Source organism: Cellulomonas sp. HZM (assembly GCF_000708885.1).
Taxonomy (GTDB): domain Bacteria; phylum Actinomycetota; class Actinomycetes; order Actinomycetales; family Cellulomonadaceae; genus Cellulomonas.
Window position 1 is genome coordinate 1 of record NZ_JEOE01000028.1, and the last position, 14,750, is coordinate 14,750.

The 14,750-nt window shown below is 73.3% G+C and carries 14 protein-coding genes and 1 tRNA gene; 6 read left to right on the plus strand and 9 right to left on the minus strand.

Features of this window, described 5'->3' with window-relative positions:
- The first annotated feature begins 32 nt into the window (after positions 1-32).
- A complete protein-coding gene (locus AW16_RS0112925) occupies positions 33-1,130 on the plus strand; it encodes an LLM class flavin-dependent oxidoreductase (protein ID WP_029291014.1) in 1,098 nt (365 codons plus the stop codon).
- 72 nt (positions 1,131-1,202) lie between these two features.
- Here AW16_RS0112925 and AW16_RS0112930 read toward each other — a convergent pair whose 3' ends face one another.
- From AW16_RS0112930 to AW16_RS0112950, 5 genes are all read right to left on the minus strand, one after another.
- Positions 1,203-1,781, minus strand: coding sequence for a flavin reductase family protein (locus AW16_RS0112930; protein ID WP_029291016.1), 579 nt, complete (start codon positions 1,779-1,781; stop codon positions 1,203-1,205).
- Positions 1,778-2,332: an NADPH-dependent FMN reductase gene (locus AW16_RS0112935; protein WP_029291018.1), complete on the minus strand. Its 555-nt coding sequence runs from the start codon at positions 2,330-2,332 to the stop codon at positions 1,778-1,780. The genes AW16_RS0112930 and AW16_RS0112935 overlap by 4 nt, the downstream gene beginning before the upstream one ends.
- A 175-nt stretch (positions 2,333-2,507) precedes the next feature.
- Positions 2,508-2,921 carry a hypothetical protein gene (locus AW16_RS0112940; RefSeq protein ID WP_029291020.1) on the minus strand — a complete coding sequence of 138 codons (414 nt, stop codon included), beginning with the start codon at positions 2,919-2,921 and terminating at the stop codon, positions 2,508-2,510.
- Positions 2,922-3,025: 104 nt separating this feature from the next.
- Positions 3,026-3,099 (minus strand) — tRNA-Met (locus AW16_RS0112945).
- 20 nt (positions 3,100-3,119) lie between these two features.
- Complete coding sequence (locus tag AW16_RS0112950) at positions 3,120-4,049, minus strand: DMT family transporter (RefSeq protein WP_231496048.1); 930 nt, start codon at positions 4,047-4,049, stop codon at positions 3,120-3,122.
- A 70-nt stretch (positions 4,050-4,119) separates the two neighbouring features.
- Between AW16_RS0112950 and AW16_RS0112955 the strand changes: the two genes are divergently transcribed.
- A complete protein-coding gene (locus AW16_RS0112955; protein WP_081861664.1) occupies positions 4,120-5,031 on the plus strand; it encodes a LysR family transcriptional regulator in 912 nt (303 codons plus the stop codon).
- Position 5,032: 1 nt separating this feature from the next.
- On the opposite strand, the gene AW16_RS0112960 is transcribed toward AW16_RS0112955, so the two are convergent.
- Positions 5,033-8,044 carry a UPF0182 family protein gene (locus tag AW16_RS0112960; protein ID WP_029291026.1) on the minus strand — a complete coding sequence of 1,004 codons (3,012 nt, stop codon included), beginning with the start codon at positions 8,042-8,044 and terminating at the stop codon, positions 5,033-5,035.
- A 122-nt stretch (positions 8,045-8,166) separates the two neighbouring features.
- Between AW16_RS0112960 and AW16_RS0112965 the strand changes: the two genes are divergently transcribed.
- Positions 8,167-8,727, plus strand: a complete 561-nt coding sequence (locus tag AW16_RS0112965; protein WP_034649170.1) for a PPA1309 family protein — start codon at positions 8,167-8,169, stop codon at positions 8,725-8,727.
- A 23-nt stretch (positions 8,728-8,750) separates the two neighbouring features.
- Here the strand turns inward: AW16_RS0112965 and AW16_RS0112970 are convergent, their stop codons facing one another.
- Both AW16_RS0112970 and AW16_RS0112975 read right to left on the minus strand, forming a co-directional pair.
- Positions 8,751-9,890, minus strand: coding sequence for a PDZ domain-containing protein (locus tag AW16_RS0112970; RefSeq protein WP_231496049.1), 1,140 nt, complete (start codon positions 9,888-9,890; stop codon positions 8,751-8,753).
- A gap of 89 nt (positions 9,891-9,979) precedes the next feature.
- Positions 9,980-11,077 carry a nucleoside-diphosphate sugar epimerase gene (locus tag AW16_RS0112975; RefSeq protein ID WP_231496050.1) on the minus strand — a complete coding sequence of 366 codons (1,098 nt, stop codon included), beginning with the start codon at positions 11,075-11,077 and terminating at the stop codon, positions 9,980-9,982.
- Positions 11,078-11,210: 133 nt separating this feature from the next.
- On the opposite strand from AW16_RS0112975, the gene AW16_RS0112980 reads away from it, so the two are divergent.
- The gene (locus AW16_RS0112980) at positions 11,211-12,575 is read left to right on the plus strand and encodes a zinc-dependent metalloprotease (protein ID WP_231496051.1); all 1,365 of its coding nucleotides are present in this window, start codon (positions 11,211-11,213) and stop codon (positions 12,573-12,575) included.
- A gap of 36 nt (positions 12,576-12,611) precedes the next feature.
- Here the strand turns inward: AW16_RS0112980 and AW16_RS0112985 are convergent, their stop codons facing one another.
- The gene (locus AW16_RS0112985) at positions 12,612-13,229 is read right to left on the minus strand and encodes a M48 family metallopeptidase (protein ID WP_029291036.1); all 618 of its coding nucleotides are present in this window, start codon (positions 13,227-13,229) and stop codon (positions 12,612-12,614) included.
- Between the two features lie 238 nt (positions 13,230-13,467).
- Here AW16_RS0112985 and AW16_RS18660 point away from each other — a divergent pair, with 238 nt between their 5' ends.
- Complete coding sequence (locus tag AW16_RS18660) at positions 13,468-13,626, plus strand: DUF5679 domain-containing protein (protein ID WP_191788260.1); 159 nt, start codon at positions 13,468-13,470, stop codon at positions 13,624-13,626.
- A 149-nt stretch (positions 13,627-13,775) separates the two neighbouring features.
- On the plus strand, positions 13,776-14,735 hold the full coding sequence (locus AW16_RS0112995; protein WP_029291038.1) for a hypothetical protein: 960 nt from the start codon (positions 13,776-13,778) through the stop codon (positions 14,733-14,735).
- Positions 14,736-14,750 lie beyond the last annotated feature (15 nt).

Here is a 14,750-nt window from a genome sequence, read left to right on the forward strand (position 1 = left end):
GTCCCCACCCCCGTCCCGTCAGGAGCGCACGCATGAGGTTCCAGGTCCTCGACATCGTCTTCAACCCGCCGCACCCCGTCACGGGCGCGGCCGTGCCGCCGTCGGAGCGGCTGAACCGGGTCGTGCAGACCGCGGTGCTTGCCGAGGAGCTGGGCTTCGACTCGTTCGCCGTCGGTGAGCGGCACGCGGGCGAGGTGCTGTCGTCGGCCCCGACGGTCATCCTCGGGGCGGTCGCGGCCCGCACCTCGCGCATCCTGCTCTCGACCGGCGTCACGGTGCTCTCGCTGCTGGACCCGATCCGCGTCGCCGAGGATCTCGCGACGATCGACCAGCTCAGCCGCGGGCGCCTCGAGATCGTCATCGGCAAGGGCAACGAGGTGCTGCAGTACCCGCTGCTGGGGCTCGACATCGACAAGCAGTACGAGTACCTGCAGGAGAACTACGAGCTGCTGCGCCTGCTGCTCACGCAGGAGGACGTCACCTGGGAGGGCCGGCACCGGCACCGTCTCGACCACGCGACGACGCTCCCCCGCCCGTTCGCGGGACCCTTCCGGATCTGGCACGGGTCGGCGACGTCGCAGTTCGCGGTGGATCTCGCCGCGCGCCACGGCGACCCGATCGTCAGCGCCAACGCGCTGCAGCCACGTGAGAACTACCAGGTGCTGATCGACCGCTACCGCGAGCAGTACGCCGCCAACGGGCACGACCCCGCCTACGCGTTCGTCGGCGCCGGCTCGGGAGGTCTCTACCTCGCCGACACCACCGAGGAGGCGATCGAGCAGTACCGGCCCATCTACGAGGGGCAGGTCGCGGCCGCGGCCCGACGAGGCTACGGACCCGAAGCGGTCGGCAAGGCCCCGAGCTTCGCGACCGTCGAGGACGCGGTCGAGCGCGGTCCCGCGCTCGTCGGCTCCCCCGAGCGGGTGGCGGAGAAGATCCTCGACTACCACGGCTCGTTCGGGCACGACCTGCAGTCCGTCTCCGTCAACCACCTGCTCGAGCCGTCGCACCAGGAGGACGTGCTGCGGCGGTTCGCGCAGGAGGTGATCCCGGTGGTCCGGGCGGAGGTGAAGACCGACCTGTGGTCCGCGGCGGACGCGCGCCGCGCGGCGGGGTTCACCGCGGTCTGATCCTGACCCTGCCGCAGAGCACGACGGCCCGCGGCCTCCGGCGGAGGTCGCGGGCCGTCGTCGTCGCTCGCCTCAGATCGCGGAGTGCTCGCCGATCCGGTGGTACGTGCGGTCGTGGTAGACCAGCGGGGACGCGGCGACCAGGCCCTCGCGATGCGCGCACTCGGTGGACAGCCGCACGCTCGACGAGATCGCCTCGACCGAGACCAGGAAGCTCGAGCCGACGGCCACGCGCTGCACGACGCGACCGCGCACCCAGGACAGCGCACCCTCGATCACGGGCTCGCCGGTCTCGAGCGCGCGCCAGCCCCCGGCGGCGAACCGGTCGATGCCGCTCGTCGCGAACCGCGCCGAGACGTCGTCCTGGTGGTCCGCGAGGAAGCTGAGGGCGAGCGTGCTCGTGCGCGCGAGCGCCGGCCACGACGAGGACGACGCCGCGAGCGAGAACGCGAGCAGCGGCGGCGCGGCGGACACCGAGATGACCGAGGTCGCGGTGAAGCCGACGAGCTTGCCGGTCTCGTCGTCGCGCAGGCTCACGACCGCCACACCGGCGGGGTGCCCGCGGAAGACGGCCTTGTACTCGTCGGGGTTCAGCACCTCCTGGCCGTGCGGGTGCGCGTCGGACGGCTTCGCCACGGGCTCCGCGGTCATCGCTGCGCCCCCACGAGCTCACGGTCGGCGCTCGTCGTCGCGCGGCGCAGCGCCTGCGAGGCACCCGCCAGCCACGCGTCGACCGCCGGCCCGAGGTCGGCGAGCTGGCTCTCGACGACGCTCAACGACCGCGTCGGCACCACCGCGCCGAGCTCGACGAGCACGGGCCGCAGGTGCACCTCTCCGACGAGCGCATGGGCCGGGTTGCCGGACACGACGAGAGGCACGACGACCACGCCCGCGAGCCCGTCGGGGCCATGCAGGTCGAGGAACGCCTTGAGCAGCCCGGTATACGACGCCTTGTAGACGGGGGTCGCGATGACGGCGACGTCCGCCGCCGCGAGCGTCGCGCGCGCCTCGTCGGCCGCCGGGTGCTCGCCCGCAAGAAGCTCGCCCGCGATCGTCGCGAGGTCGATCGTGGCGGTGACGTCGCCGCCGACCTCCGCCGCGACGCGCTCCGCGACCTGGCGTGCGGCGCCCAGGGTCCGCGACCCCGCGCGCGGGTTGCCGGACACCACGACGACCGTGGGACCGGGTGCTGTGCTGCTCATGTGTTCCTCCCCCGTGGATCGGTTCGGGGGCAGGTCTAGCAGCGCTCGGCTATTTCTCTACTGGATCAGTAGGGAATCTCGTCATGTGGACCCGACCGCTCAGAACAGCATCCGCCAGCGGCGGTGTCGACCAGACGGCGTCCACGTCGCGACTGTCGCCGCTTGCGGCCGCGACTCATCGCCTGTGGATCGGCTCGGGGCGCGATCGCGCCCGGAGGCGGCGCGCCTCGATCACGACACTGATGGCACGGGCCGCGACGAGGAACGCGTAGAGGACGGTCTGAGCACCCCACACCCGGACGCCGTCCTGGGCCGCGGCATCGAGATCGCCGGGCACGTAGCGCACGGCCATCGACGCTCCCAGGGTCGGCACACCACGGAAATGATCGACACGAACAGTTTCGTCGACACCCGGGAGCTGGACGACCACATAGCTGTCGTCTGACCGCCCGTGCCCCTCGTGGAACGAGACGACCTCCGCCGTCACGACGACCCCCGAACGATCGAGCTCGCGCTGCATGCTCGCGTCGGCCACAAGACCCGCGATGCCGATGAGTCCGATGACGACCGCGATCACCATGCTCGGCACAGGCCCGAGTCGTCGATGCCGCACGGCTCCCCTCTCGCACTGAGTGATCAGGACAGCACGAACGACGAAGGCCCGGACCATCGGTCCGGGCCTTCGTCTTTAAGTAGCGGGGACAGGATTTGAACCTGCGACCTCTGGGTTATGAGCCCAGCGAGCTACCGAGCTGCTCCACCCCGCGTCGGTAGGCACAACCATACGTCAGCCCCGGACCTCGGCCAAATCGGATCCCCGCGGAGGCGCCACGGTCCGAGCGCGAGCCCGCTGCGCGACGACGACGCCGGCCACCACCAGGAGCCCGCCGACGGGCTCGTACCAGTGCAGACGCTCCCCCAGCACGAGCACCCCGAGCACCACCCCGACCAGCGGTGTCAGGTACGTCACGGTCGACGCGCGCTGCGCTCCCCACGCGCCGACGACGGTCGTGTTCCACATGTACGCGAGACCCGTACCGAGAGCGCCGAGCGCGACCATCGCGAGCACGGCGGACGTCGTCAGGTGCACGGGCGCGGTCGCGACGACCGGCGCCGCCAGCAGCATCAGCACCGCGGCGACGCCCACCTGGCCCACCGCGACCGTCACCGGCGGGAGGCCGAGCGGCGTGACGAAGCGCCGCAGGTACGTCATCCCGATGCCGTAGCACGCGGTCGCGCCGAGGCACGCGAGCACTGCGGTGAGCGGCGCGGCCGTGGCGAGCGAGCGCACGGCGTCCCACGGGCCGACGACGACCACCACGCCGACCGCCCCGAGCGCGAGCCCGTAACGCTGGCGGCGCGTGAGCCGCTCGGTGGGCAGCAGCGCCGCGGACGCGAGGGCTGTCATGAGCGGGGTCGTCGCGTTGAGGATCGACGAGAGGCTCGACGGCACACGCTCGCCCGCCCACGCGAACAGCAGGAACGGCACGACGCACAGCAGCACGCCGAGCACCGCGAGGTGGCCCCACTGGCGCACGCCGCGCGGCCAGGCGGCCCGGGTCGCGAGCGCGACGACGACGAGCGCGGTCGCACCCAGCACCACACGCGCCAGCACGACCTGCGCGGGCGCGAGCCCCTCGAGGCCCACCTTCATGCACAGGAAGCTGGATCCCCACACGGCGGCGAGGGCCAGGTACATCGCGACGATCCGGTTCACGTGATCATGGTGGGCGCGAGCATCATCATGAGGCAAACACATGCGGCTCATGCGGGCATAGGGTTTGCTCATGCCCACGCTCGCGCAGCTGCGCACCCTCGTCACCGTCGTCGATGCAGGGTCGTTCACCGAGGCCGCCGTCCGGCTGGCGACGAGCCAGTCCGCCGCGTCGCACGCGCTCGCCGCGCTCGAGCGCGAGGTCGGAGGCCGGCTGGTGGAGCGCGCCGCACCCGTGCGCGCCACCCCGCTCGGCGCCCGGCTGCTCCCGCACGCGCGCGCCGCGGTGTCGTCGGCCGACGCCTTCACGGCCGAGGTCACCACCGTGCGGCACCGCGGCACCGTGCGGCTCGCCGCGGTGCCCACGGTGTGCCAGGGGCTGCTCCCCGCGCTCCTGCACCGCTGGTCCACCGAGCTGCCCGACGTCCAGGTCCGCGTGTTCGAGGGCGACGACGACGAGCTCGAGCCGTGGCTCGAGAGCGGCACGGTCGACGCCGCGATCCTCGTCGACCCCGTGCACGTCGCCCCCGGTGCGCGGCTCGTCGCGCGCGACGACATGCGAGCCGTCGTCCGCACCGACCACCCGCTGCTCGGCGAGCCGGCGATCAGCATCGAGGAGCTGCGCGAGGACGGGCTGCTCGCGTCGGCGGGTGGCTGCGAGGCCCAGATGCTGCGCCTGCACGAGCAGGCCGGACTCCCCTACGAGCCCGCGCAGCGCGTGCGTGAGCTCGCGACGATGGTGCGGATGGTCGCCGAGGGCATCGGCGTCTCCGTGATGCCCGCCCTCGGGGGTGGCCTGCTGCCCGACGGCGTGACGCTCGCCCCGCTGAGCCCCGAGCTGACGCGCGAGCTGGTGCTCACCGGCCCGTCGCGCAGGCCGTGGCACCCGCTGGTGCGCGCACTCGTCGCCGCGACGACCGACGCCCCCGTCGACGCCACCCTCGCGGGCGGCTCGACGAGGGCGTCGACGACCGTGGCCGTCTGACCTACTGGTCCAGGCGCGACTCGGCGTCCGTGGCCCGTTGCAGGGCCGCGTCGAGCTCCGCCTGCGCCTGCCCGTAGGCCGCGAAGTCACCCTTCGCGAGCGCCGCCTGGCCGGCCTGCACCGCCTCGTTGGCGTCCTTGAGCGCCGCCTCGAGGTCGGCCCGCGCGTTCGACGACGGCGGCGCGCTGGTCGCCGGTGCCGTCGGCTCGTTCGTCGCCGGCGCCGTGGGCTCGGCCGGCGACGTCGGCTCGGTGGTCGGCGGCGTCGTCGTGCCGTCGTCGGTCTTGCCCGCGTTGTCGGAGTCACCGGCGTTCGCACCCGAGTCGCCGCCGAACACCTGGTCCAGCGCCTCGTCGAGCGTGGGCGCGAAGCCCACCTGGTTGCCGAACCCGACCAGCACGCGCTGCAGCAGCGGGTACGACGTGCCGCCCGCGGTCGCCGACTGCACGTACATCGGCTGCACGTACACGAGCGAGCCGCCCAGCGGGATCGTCAGCAGGTTGCCGCGGACCACCGAGGAGCTGGCCGTCTCGACCGATCTGACGAAGCCGCTGACGGTGGGGTTGGTCTTGAAGATGTTGTCCATCTGGCCCGGGCCGTTGACCGTCGTCGAGCTGCTGATGTCGAGCAGCCTGAGCTTGCCGTAGTCGGCCGACGGCTTGCCCGCCTCGCTCCCCGCCTCCGCGTCCACCGAGAGGTACCCGGTCAGGACGTTGCGTGCGCCGGTGCCCGCGGGGATGAACGTCGACATCAGGGAGAAGTTCGCGGTGTCCTGCCCGGGCATCCGCAGCGTCATGTAGTACGGCGGCTGCGCGGTCTTCGGGTGGTTCGGGTCGTCCGGGACCGTCCAGAAGTCGGCACCGACGAAGAACTGCGCGGGGTCGGTGACGTGGTAGCGCTCGAGCAGGGTCCGCTGGACCTTGAACAGGTCCTCGGGGTAGCGGATGTGGCTCATGAGCGCGCCGTCGATCTTCGAGACCGGCTCGAGCGACGTCGGGAAGACCTTCGACCACGCCTTCAGCACCGGGTCGTTCGGGTCCCACGCGTAGAGCGTCACCTTGCCGCTGTAAGCGTCGACCGTCGCCTTCACCGAGTTGCGGATGTAGTTGACCGTCTTGGGCTGCAGCGCCTGGATCGTGCTCGTCGTCTCGGTCAGCGAGTCGACCGTCGCGTTCTCGAGCGAGCGCGACGCCGCGTACGGGTACTCGCTGCTCGTCGTGTAGCCGTCGACCATCCAGACGATCTTGCCGTCGACGACCGCGGGGTACACGCGCCCGTCGAGCGTCAGGTACGGCGCGACCTTCTGCACGCGCTCGCGCGGGTTGCGGTCGTACAGGATCTGCGAGTCGGAGTTCACGCGGTCGGAGAACAGGATCTGCTCGGAGCCGAACTTGATCGCGTACAGCAGCTTGTTGAGCGGGTTCCCGATGCTCGGTCCCGCCGAGACGGTCTGCGTCGGGAACGTCGTGTTGACCGCGGTCTCGCCGCCGTCACCGGTGCGCGGGTAGTCGAACTCCCAGCTCTTGGTCCCGTCCGGTGCGCCGACGATCGAGTACTGCGGCGAGGTGAGGCCGAAGTAGATGCGCGGCTCGTAGTCGCCCATCTCACCCGACGAGGGGATGCCACCCTCCCAGAAGTCCGGCGCGCCGCCGACGGTGGTGGTGTTTCCGTAGGCCGCCGCGACCCCGTAGCCGTGCGTGTACACGGTGGTGTCGTTGACCCAGTTGCGCTGCTGCGCCTGCAGTCCGGCGATGTTGATGTCGCGCGCCGCGATGACGGTGTCCCGGCTCTGGTCCTTGACCACGTAGCGGTCCACGGAGAGCGAGTCGGGGAACTGGTAGAAGGTCTTCTGCGCCTCGAGCTGCTTGAACGCGGGGCTGACGATCTGGGGGTCGAGCAGCCGGATCGACGCGGTGGTGTCGGCGTCCTGGCGTAGGGCGTCCTTCTCGGCGGTCGTCTTGGCCGAGTAGGACTGCACGTCGATGTCGTCCAGGCCGTAGGCGGCCTTCGTCGCGTCGATGTTGCGCTGGATGTACTCCGACTCCGCGTCCTGCTGGTTCGGCTGCACCTGGAAGCGCTGCACGATCGCCGGGTAGATGCCGCCGACGGCGATCGCCGCGACGATCATGAGGCCCACGCCGATCAGCGGGAGGCGCCAGTTGCCGCGCGCCGCGGTGACGACGAACGTGATCGCGACGAACACCGCGATGCCAGCGAGGATCGCCTTGGCGGGGATCACCGCGTGCACGTCGGTGTACGCGGCACCCTCGAACTTCTCGCGCGTCTTGGTCAGCACCGAGTAGCGGTCGAGCCAGTAGTTGGCGGCGACGAGCAGCATGAGCACCGCGCCGATCGTCGCGAGGTGCACGCGCGCGGCCTTCGTCGTGCGCGGCGTCGCGTTCGAGCCCCCGATCCGCAGGCCGCCGTACAGGTACTGCGTGGCGAGTCCGGCGACGCCCGAGATGACCGTGACCGCGAGCAGGAACGACACGACGAACCGCAGCCCCGGCAACGTGAACAGGTAGAACCCCAGGTCGATGCCGTACTGCGGGTCCGAGGTGCCGACGTGCCCGCCGTGGATCCACAGCTGCACCGTCTGCCACTGCTGCGAGGCGGCAGCCCCGGCGAACAGCCCGACGACGATCGGCGCGGCGATCAGCACGAGCCGGCGCAGCGGCTCGATGGCCTCGCGGTACTGGTCCAGGTTCGCCTGCTCGGGCGTGCTGGGCGCGTACACGGGACGCGACCGGTACCCGTACGACAGGCTCCACCACACCGCGCCGCCCATGACGAGAAACCCGGCGAGGAACAGCAGCACCCGCGTGCCCCACTCGGTGCGGATGACCTCGACGAACCCGAGCTGGCGATACCAGAGCACCTCCGTCCACACCTGGGACAGGATCACGACGAGGACGACGATCGCCCCCAGGACGATCAGCGTGGGCACGAGCGGGCTGCGTCGCCGGCGCGGCCCGGAGGCCGGCTGCGGACGGGACGGGCTGGCGTAGGTCACGGCTCTCCCAACGGGTCGGACTGCGCCCAGGTTCCCACAGGCCACCGACATGCGGGGGCCGGGCGGCACACAGGTCCGGGCGTCGGGCGGCAGAGCTCGCGTCGGGTGCGACGATGGGACGCGTGACCTCTCACGACGACCCCGGCAGCCCGACCGCGCTGGCCGCCCTCGCCGACGCCGTGCGCGAGATCGAGCACCACGTCGCGCAGGCCGGCTGGGACGCACCCGTGCGGGTGTTCGCGCTCGTCCGCACGCAGGCCGCGCTCGAGGCCGAGCCAGGCCTCGCCGACCAGCTCGACGACGCCGTGCTCGCCGCCGCACGGGAGAACGCGTGGCACCTGACGTCGGTCGAGCAGGAGGGCCTGCCCCCCGCCGACGACCTCGAGCACCTGCTCGCGGGTCTGTCGTGGCCCGCCGGCGTCGACGGTGTCGCGGTCACCGCCGAGCGTGTCGTGCTCCCGCCCGCGGCGGAGGAGGCCATGCCTGCCGCCGCCGACGAGGCGCTCGCGTACCTGCTCGCGCACCCCGACCGCCAGGACGTGCGGCTCGCGGTGGGCGTGCTGCGCGGCGGCGGCACGTGGGGAGCGGTGCGCACGCGGGCGCACGACGCCGACGACCAGGTGGGGCAGGGACCCGACCTCGTGCCGGGGCTCGCCGACGCGCTGCGGGCCACCCTCGACTGACCCGCCGAGGGCTGCCGCTGCGGCTACTTCTCGCAGGTCGGGAGCGTCGATCCCTTGCCCGCGCCGATCGCGACCATCGCCTCACGCGCGTCGTGCAGCGTCGAGACCCGCGCCACGTGCAGGCCGGACGGGACGTGGCCGACGACGTCCTTGCAGTTGCTCGCCGGGGCGAGGAACCACGTCGCGCCGTCGCGCCGAGCACCCTCGAGCTTCTGCCGGATGCCGCCGATCTGGCCGACGTCGCCCGAGACGTCCATCGTCCCCGTCCCTGCGATGTCGACGCCGTTCGCCTCGTCCTCCTTCGTCATCTTGTCGATGATCCCGAGCGCGAACATCGTCCCGGCGCTCGGCCCGCCGATGCCGTCGATGCTGATGTCGATCTTCACCGGCATGTCGAACGTCGGGTCGATGTAGACGCCGATCATCGCGCTTCCGTCGGGCTTCTTGCCCGTGACGATCGAGACGTCCTGCTCCTTGCCGTCGCGCGTGATGCCGAGCGTGATCGTGTCGCCCGCCTGCACCTTCGACAGGTCGTCGAGCAGCGTCTGGTAGTCGGGCACCGGCGATCCGTCGAGCGACGTGATGACGTCGTCCTTCTTCAGCACCTTCGCCGCGTCCGAGCCCTCGACCGTGCCCGCCACGGTCAGCGTGGCCGGGACCTCGTACCCCAGCTCGGTGAGCGCGGCGACCGACGCGTTCTCCTGCGAGCTGGTCATCGCCTGGGTGTTCTCCTGGTCGATCTGCTCGCGCGTCTCCTGCGTCGGGTAGAGCACCTCGCGCGGCTGGGCGACCGACCACCTCGAGGCCCAGCCGTCGAGCACGCGCAGGACCGTCGAGGGGTATCCCGGCCCGCCCGTGCCCGAGACCGTCGTCAGGCGCAGCTCGCCGGTGGACGGGTACGTCGTCGCGCCGCTGATCTGGATGAGGGGCGTCCCGTCCTGCTTGCCGAGCACGTCCTTCGTCGGGCCCGGCGAGCTGACCGCGTAACCCGTCGGGAGCACGACGAGCAGCGCGAACGCCACCGCCGCGACCAGCATGCTCGCGGTCAGCGTCATCGCACGGCGCGGCGAGCGGGGCCGCGGACCGTCGCCCGGGGGGACGACGAAGGCCTCGCCGTCGTCGTCGGCGGGCGGGACGTCGGGGTGCTGGTGCTCGTCGGCCACGGGCCGATCATGCCGCACGCGCATGTGCGGGACCTCGCGTGCCGCGACGCGGCCTGGTCCGGCGCCGCGACGCCGACGCGAGCGCCCCGTCAGCGCCGACGACGCTGACGCGCCTGCCGCCAGATCGCGGCCGTCCCGATCGCCGCGACCGCCGCTCCGGCCGCCCCCAGGGCAGCTGCGTCGCGAGCCCCGACGCGACGGCCCGCCACCGCGAGGCGGCCCTGCACCCCCTCGAGCAGCACGTCGAGGCACGCGGCGCTCGACCACGACTCCTGCCAGCCCGCCGCACGCAAGCGGTCGCTCGCCACCGTCCAGGGGTGGACGACGAACGCGAGCTCGCTCGCGGGTGCCGGCAGCACGCCCACCCGGTGCAGCCGCTCGGCCGTGCCGAACGCCGTCGCGGGCGCGAGCTCGACGCGCCGCATGCCGGACGCCGCCTGCACCTGCTCGGGTGTGAGCGTGTCGGCCGCGCCCACCGTGAGCGCTCCGGTGAGCCGGTGCTCGACGGCGAACCGCGCGGCGGACGCGACGTCGGCGACGTGCACGAACTGCCACTCGCGTTCCGACCCGCGCACCGTCAGCAGGCGGGGCGCCTCGAAATGACGCGTGACGAAGGTGTCGACGCCCGTGCCGACGACCGCGGCGGGCCGCAGCACCGCGACCGCGGGCCGACGCCGCCCCGACGCCCGCGCGACGACGGACTCGATCGCGCGCAGGCGCGCGACCAGTCCCTCGGTGTCCCGCTTGTCCGGGCGCGGGATCGGGTCGTCGTCGTGGATCACCGGCCGCGCGGGCCACGCGCCGTGCACCACGGCGGACGTCACGACGACGACGTGCGCGACCCCCGCTGACCGCGCGCCCGCGAACAAGCGCTGGGCGTGCGCGACGGCGGCGGCGACGTCCCCGACCGCGCCCGGCGGGTCCCCCACGCACACGAGCACGACGACCTCGGCCCCCGCGAGCGCCGCGGCCGGGTCGACCTCGGGGACCTCGTCGATCGTGCGCACCGGCGAGCCCCAGCCTGCAGCGACGCCGAGCGCGACCGGGCCGCCGCCGACGACGAGCACGTCCGGCAGCACCTCGGCGGCAGCGCCGTCGAGACCGGCCGCCGCGGCGTCCGCGCGCTCCCCGTCGTCGTCGTGCGCGGCCCCCTGCGTGCTGCGCCCTGAGCGAACCTGCCTGCCCACGCGTGCCCCGTTCCCCGGCTGCATGGTTACCGTGGTTCGCAGCCGGCCCCCATCCTCGCAGGAGGTCATCGTGAGTTCCGAGAACCCCGCCGTGCCAGGGCCCGACGACGGCCAGGGCGAGCCGTGGGAGCAGATGCTGCGCGCGATGCTCGGCCCGGGCGCCGACGACGCGATCCGCGAGCTGCGCGAACGCGGCATCGACCCGTCGTCGATGCCCGGCATGCCGACCGACCCCGCGGCGGTCCAGCAGGCGTTCGACCAGATGCAGCGCATGCTCGCGGCCTCGGGCGACGAGCCGGTGAACTGGCAGATGGCACACGACCTCGCCCGCCAGCAGGCCGCGGCCGAGGGCGACCCGTCGCTGTCCCCCGCCCGCGAGCGCGAGCTGCTCGAGGCGCTGGCCGTCGCGGAGCTGTGGCTCGACGCCGCGACCGAGCTGCCTCCGTCGTCGGGACGCCCGCGCGCCTGGAGCCGCGCCGAGTGGGTCGAGGCGACGCTGCCGACGTGGCGCACGCTCACCGAGCCGATCGCGTCGTCGCTCTCCTCCGCGCTGGCCGGCGCGCTCACCCAGGCGATGCGCGACGAGGACCTGTCCGGGTTCGGGGACGCGGGCGGCCCGGGAGCGCTGGGTGGCCTCGGCGGTGAGCTCCCCGGCGGCGTCGACGCGTCACAGCTGCTGCGCAGGCTCGGCTCGGCGGTGTTCGGCATGCAGGTCGGCCAGGCCGCCGGGACGCTCTCGCGCGAGGTGTTCGGCACGACGGACATCGGGCTGCCCCTGCTCGAGCGTCCCGCACCGGCGCTCGTCGCGACCAACGTCGAGGCGTTCGCCGAGGGCCTCGACGCACCCGTCGAGGAGGTCCGCCTGTTCCTCGCGCTGCGCGAGGCCGCGGCCACCCGGCTGTTCACGCACGTGCCGTGGCTGCGCGCACACCTGCTCGCGCTCGTCGAGACCTACGCGCGCGGCATCAGCATCGACGTCGAGCAGCTCGAGGAGGCCGTGCGCTCGATCGACCCGACCGACGCCGCCGCGCTGCAGCAGGCGCTGTCCGGCGGCGTGTTCGCGCCCCACACCACCCCCGAGCAGAAGGCCGCGCTCGAGCGGCTCGAGACCGCGCTCGCGCTGGTCGAGGGCTGGGTGGACCAGGTTGCGTCGGCGGCTGCGCTCCCCCACCTGCCGCACACCATGGCGCTGCGCGAGATGATCCGGCGCCGCCGTGCAGCGGGTGGACCGGCCGAGCAGACGTTCGCGACGCTCGTCGGGCTCGAGCTGCGACCCCGTCGGCTGCGAGACGCGTCCGCGCTGTGGGCGCAGATCGCGCGCGACGGCGGCACCCAGGCGCGCGACGCGGTGTGGGAGCACCCCGACCTGATGCCCGGCAGCGACGACCTCGACGACCCGGCGGGCTACCGTGCGCGGCGTGCGGCCGCGATCGACGAGTCTGCGGACCTGGACCGTGCGCTCGCAGAGATCCTGGGCGAGGAGCCGGACGAGAGCTGAGCGCGGCAGCACCCCCGGACGAGCGTCAGGACTCTCTCAGAAGAGCTGACCGTCCCTGACGCCGGGGTCCCCGACGGCGTCCGGGCCGCCGCCGTCGACGTCGGCGCCGCCGTCGTCACCCTCGCCCGCCTCGGCGCCCCCGGACCCGTCGCCGCGGTAGGAGTACCCCTCGAGGAATCCGCGCGCACGGGCGGTCCGCGGGTACCGCTCGACCGCCGCCCAGAACTCCGGGCCGTGGCCGATGTGCAGCAGGTGCGCGAGCTCGTGCACCAGGACGTAGTCGAGCACCCACGACGGCATGCCGCGCACGCGGTCGGAGATGCGGATCGTGCCGTCCGACGGCGTGCACGACCCCCAGCGCCGCCCCTGGTTGGAGGACCAGCGCACGCTCGTCGGCCGCGCGCGACCGTCGAGGAAGCGCTGCGAGAGGTCGGCCGCGCGCCGCGCGAGCTGCTCGTCCGACGGTCGCCGACGACGGTCCTGGTCCGCCAGCCGGCCGACCATGCGCTGCACCCACTCCTTCTCCTCGGCCCGCGAGAAGCGCGCCGGGATGGCGATCACGGTCCGGTCGCCGTCGCGCCACGCACTGACGGTCCGCGTGCGCTTGCGCGACCTGCGGACCTCCACCAGCGCGGCGTCGTGGCTCGGGTGCACAGCCGCACGGTAGCGCCTGCCGACGACACACGACCCGACCTGTGCACCGACACACGGCCCTGGCTGCACGTCCGCCGGCCGGGACCTGGACCCCGACACACCGAGCGTCGTGCGCGAGGTTGGCGGTTCCGCAGCCTCACGCGGGCTAGGGTTGAGGCCGCTCGGGCCGTTGAAACCGCGTCCGGCCGCCGGCCGGCGCAGTCCCGGTCCGGTGCACGACACCGAGGGAGGACCGGCGATGGCCGAGACGTATGCAGGCGAGTTCTACTGCGTGAAGTGCAAGGAGAAGCGTGAGGCGGAGGGCGACGTCGTCGTCTCCGAGTCCGGGCGTCGCATGGCCAAGGCCACGTGCCCGGTGTGCGGCACCAAGCTGAACCGGATCCTCGGCAAGGCCTGAGCGCACCCAGCTCTGCTCACGAGGGCGCCGTCCTGCGGGACGGCGCCCTCGTCGCGTCTCGGGCCACCGTCGACGAACCTGTGGACGACGCCCGGCGCCCTGCTCCCGCGTCGTGGCACGCTGTCGGCCGCGACGGAAGGGGGACGACGATGCGGTTGCGGGACGGTCTGCGGGTGCTGCCGCGCAGCACCGACGAGGTGCAGGTGGGCACCGACCCACGCTGGGCGGTCCGCGTCACCGACCTGCTCCCCGACGAGGTGCGCGCGCTCGTCGAGCACGGGGCCGACCTCCCCGCCGGGTCCGACCGGCTGCGGGCCGTCAGCGGCGAGCTCGTGGACGCGGGGCTCGCCGCTCGACCCGCCCGGGCGCGCACCGCGGGCGCCGGTCCCGCAGCGGCCGACCTGACCCTGTGGGGGCTGCTCGAGGGCGACCCCGGACGTGCGAAGGTCGCCGCACGGTCATCCCGGGTCGTCGGCGTGCTCGGTCTCGGACCGACGGGTGCTGCCGTCGCCGTGATGCTCGCGGCCGCCGGTGTCGGCACCGTGCTGCTCGACGACGAGCGCCCGGTGCGCAGCTCGGACGTGGGCGTCGGCGGATACCGCTGGGGAGACGTCGGGTCACGACGGGACGTCGTCGTCGCGCGCCTGATCCGGGACACCGCCCCGCGCACCCGCACGGGGACGACGCGTGAGCCCGACCTCGTGGTGCTCGTCGAGCACGGCGCGGCCGACCCCGTGCGGGCGCCCGTGCTGCTGAGCACCGGTGTGCCGCACCTGTCGGTCGTGCTCACCGAGGCCGGAGCGCAGGTCGGCCCGCTCGTCGTCGCCGGCGACGGCCCGTGCCTCACGTGCCTCGACCTGCACCGCGCCGACCTCGACAGCGCGTGGCCCGCGGTCGCCGACGCGCTCGCCAGGCCGCAGGTACCCGGCGACGAGCCCGGCACGCTCGTGGCCTCCGCAGCGGCGAGCAGCGTCACGCTGTGCCTCGACCACCTCGACGGACGGCTCGCCGACGGGGCGTGGGAGATCGCGCTGCCCGATGTCGTCCCCCGCAGACGCGACTGGGCGGTGCACCCCTCCTGCGGGTGCACCGCCCAGTCCTGGCAGTGATGTCGACGACTCGGT

Coding starts and splice junctions, on each gene's coding strand:
- AW16_RS0112925 (WP_029291014.1), top strand. CDS start 33: ATGAGGTTCCAGGTCCTCGACATCGTCTTCAACCCGCCGCACCCCGTC.
- AW16_RS0112930 (WP_029291016.1), bottom strand. CDS start 1,781: ATGACCGCGGAGCCCGTGGCGAAGCCGTCCGACGCGCACCCGCACGGC.
- AW16_RS0112935 (WP_029291018.1), bottom strand. CDS start 2,332: ATGAGCAGCACAGCACCCGGTCCCACGGTCGTCGTGGTGTCCGGCAAC.
- AW16_RS0112955 (WP_081861664.1), top strand. CDS start 4,120: ATGCCCACGCTCGCGCAGCTGCGCACCCTCGTCACCGTCGTCGATGCA.
- AW16_RS0112980 (WP_231496051.1), top strand. CDS start 11,211: ATGCTGCGCGCGATGCTCGGCCCGGGCGCCGACGACGCGATCCGCGAG.
- AW16_RS18660 (WP_191788260.1), top strand. CDS start 13,468: ATGGCCGAGACGTATGCAGGCGAGTTCTACTGCGTGAAGTGCAAGGAG.
- AW16_RS0112995 (WP_029291038.1), top strand. CDS start 13,776: ATGCGGTTGCGGGACGGTCTGCGGGTGCTGCCGCGCAGCACCGACGAG.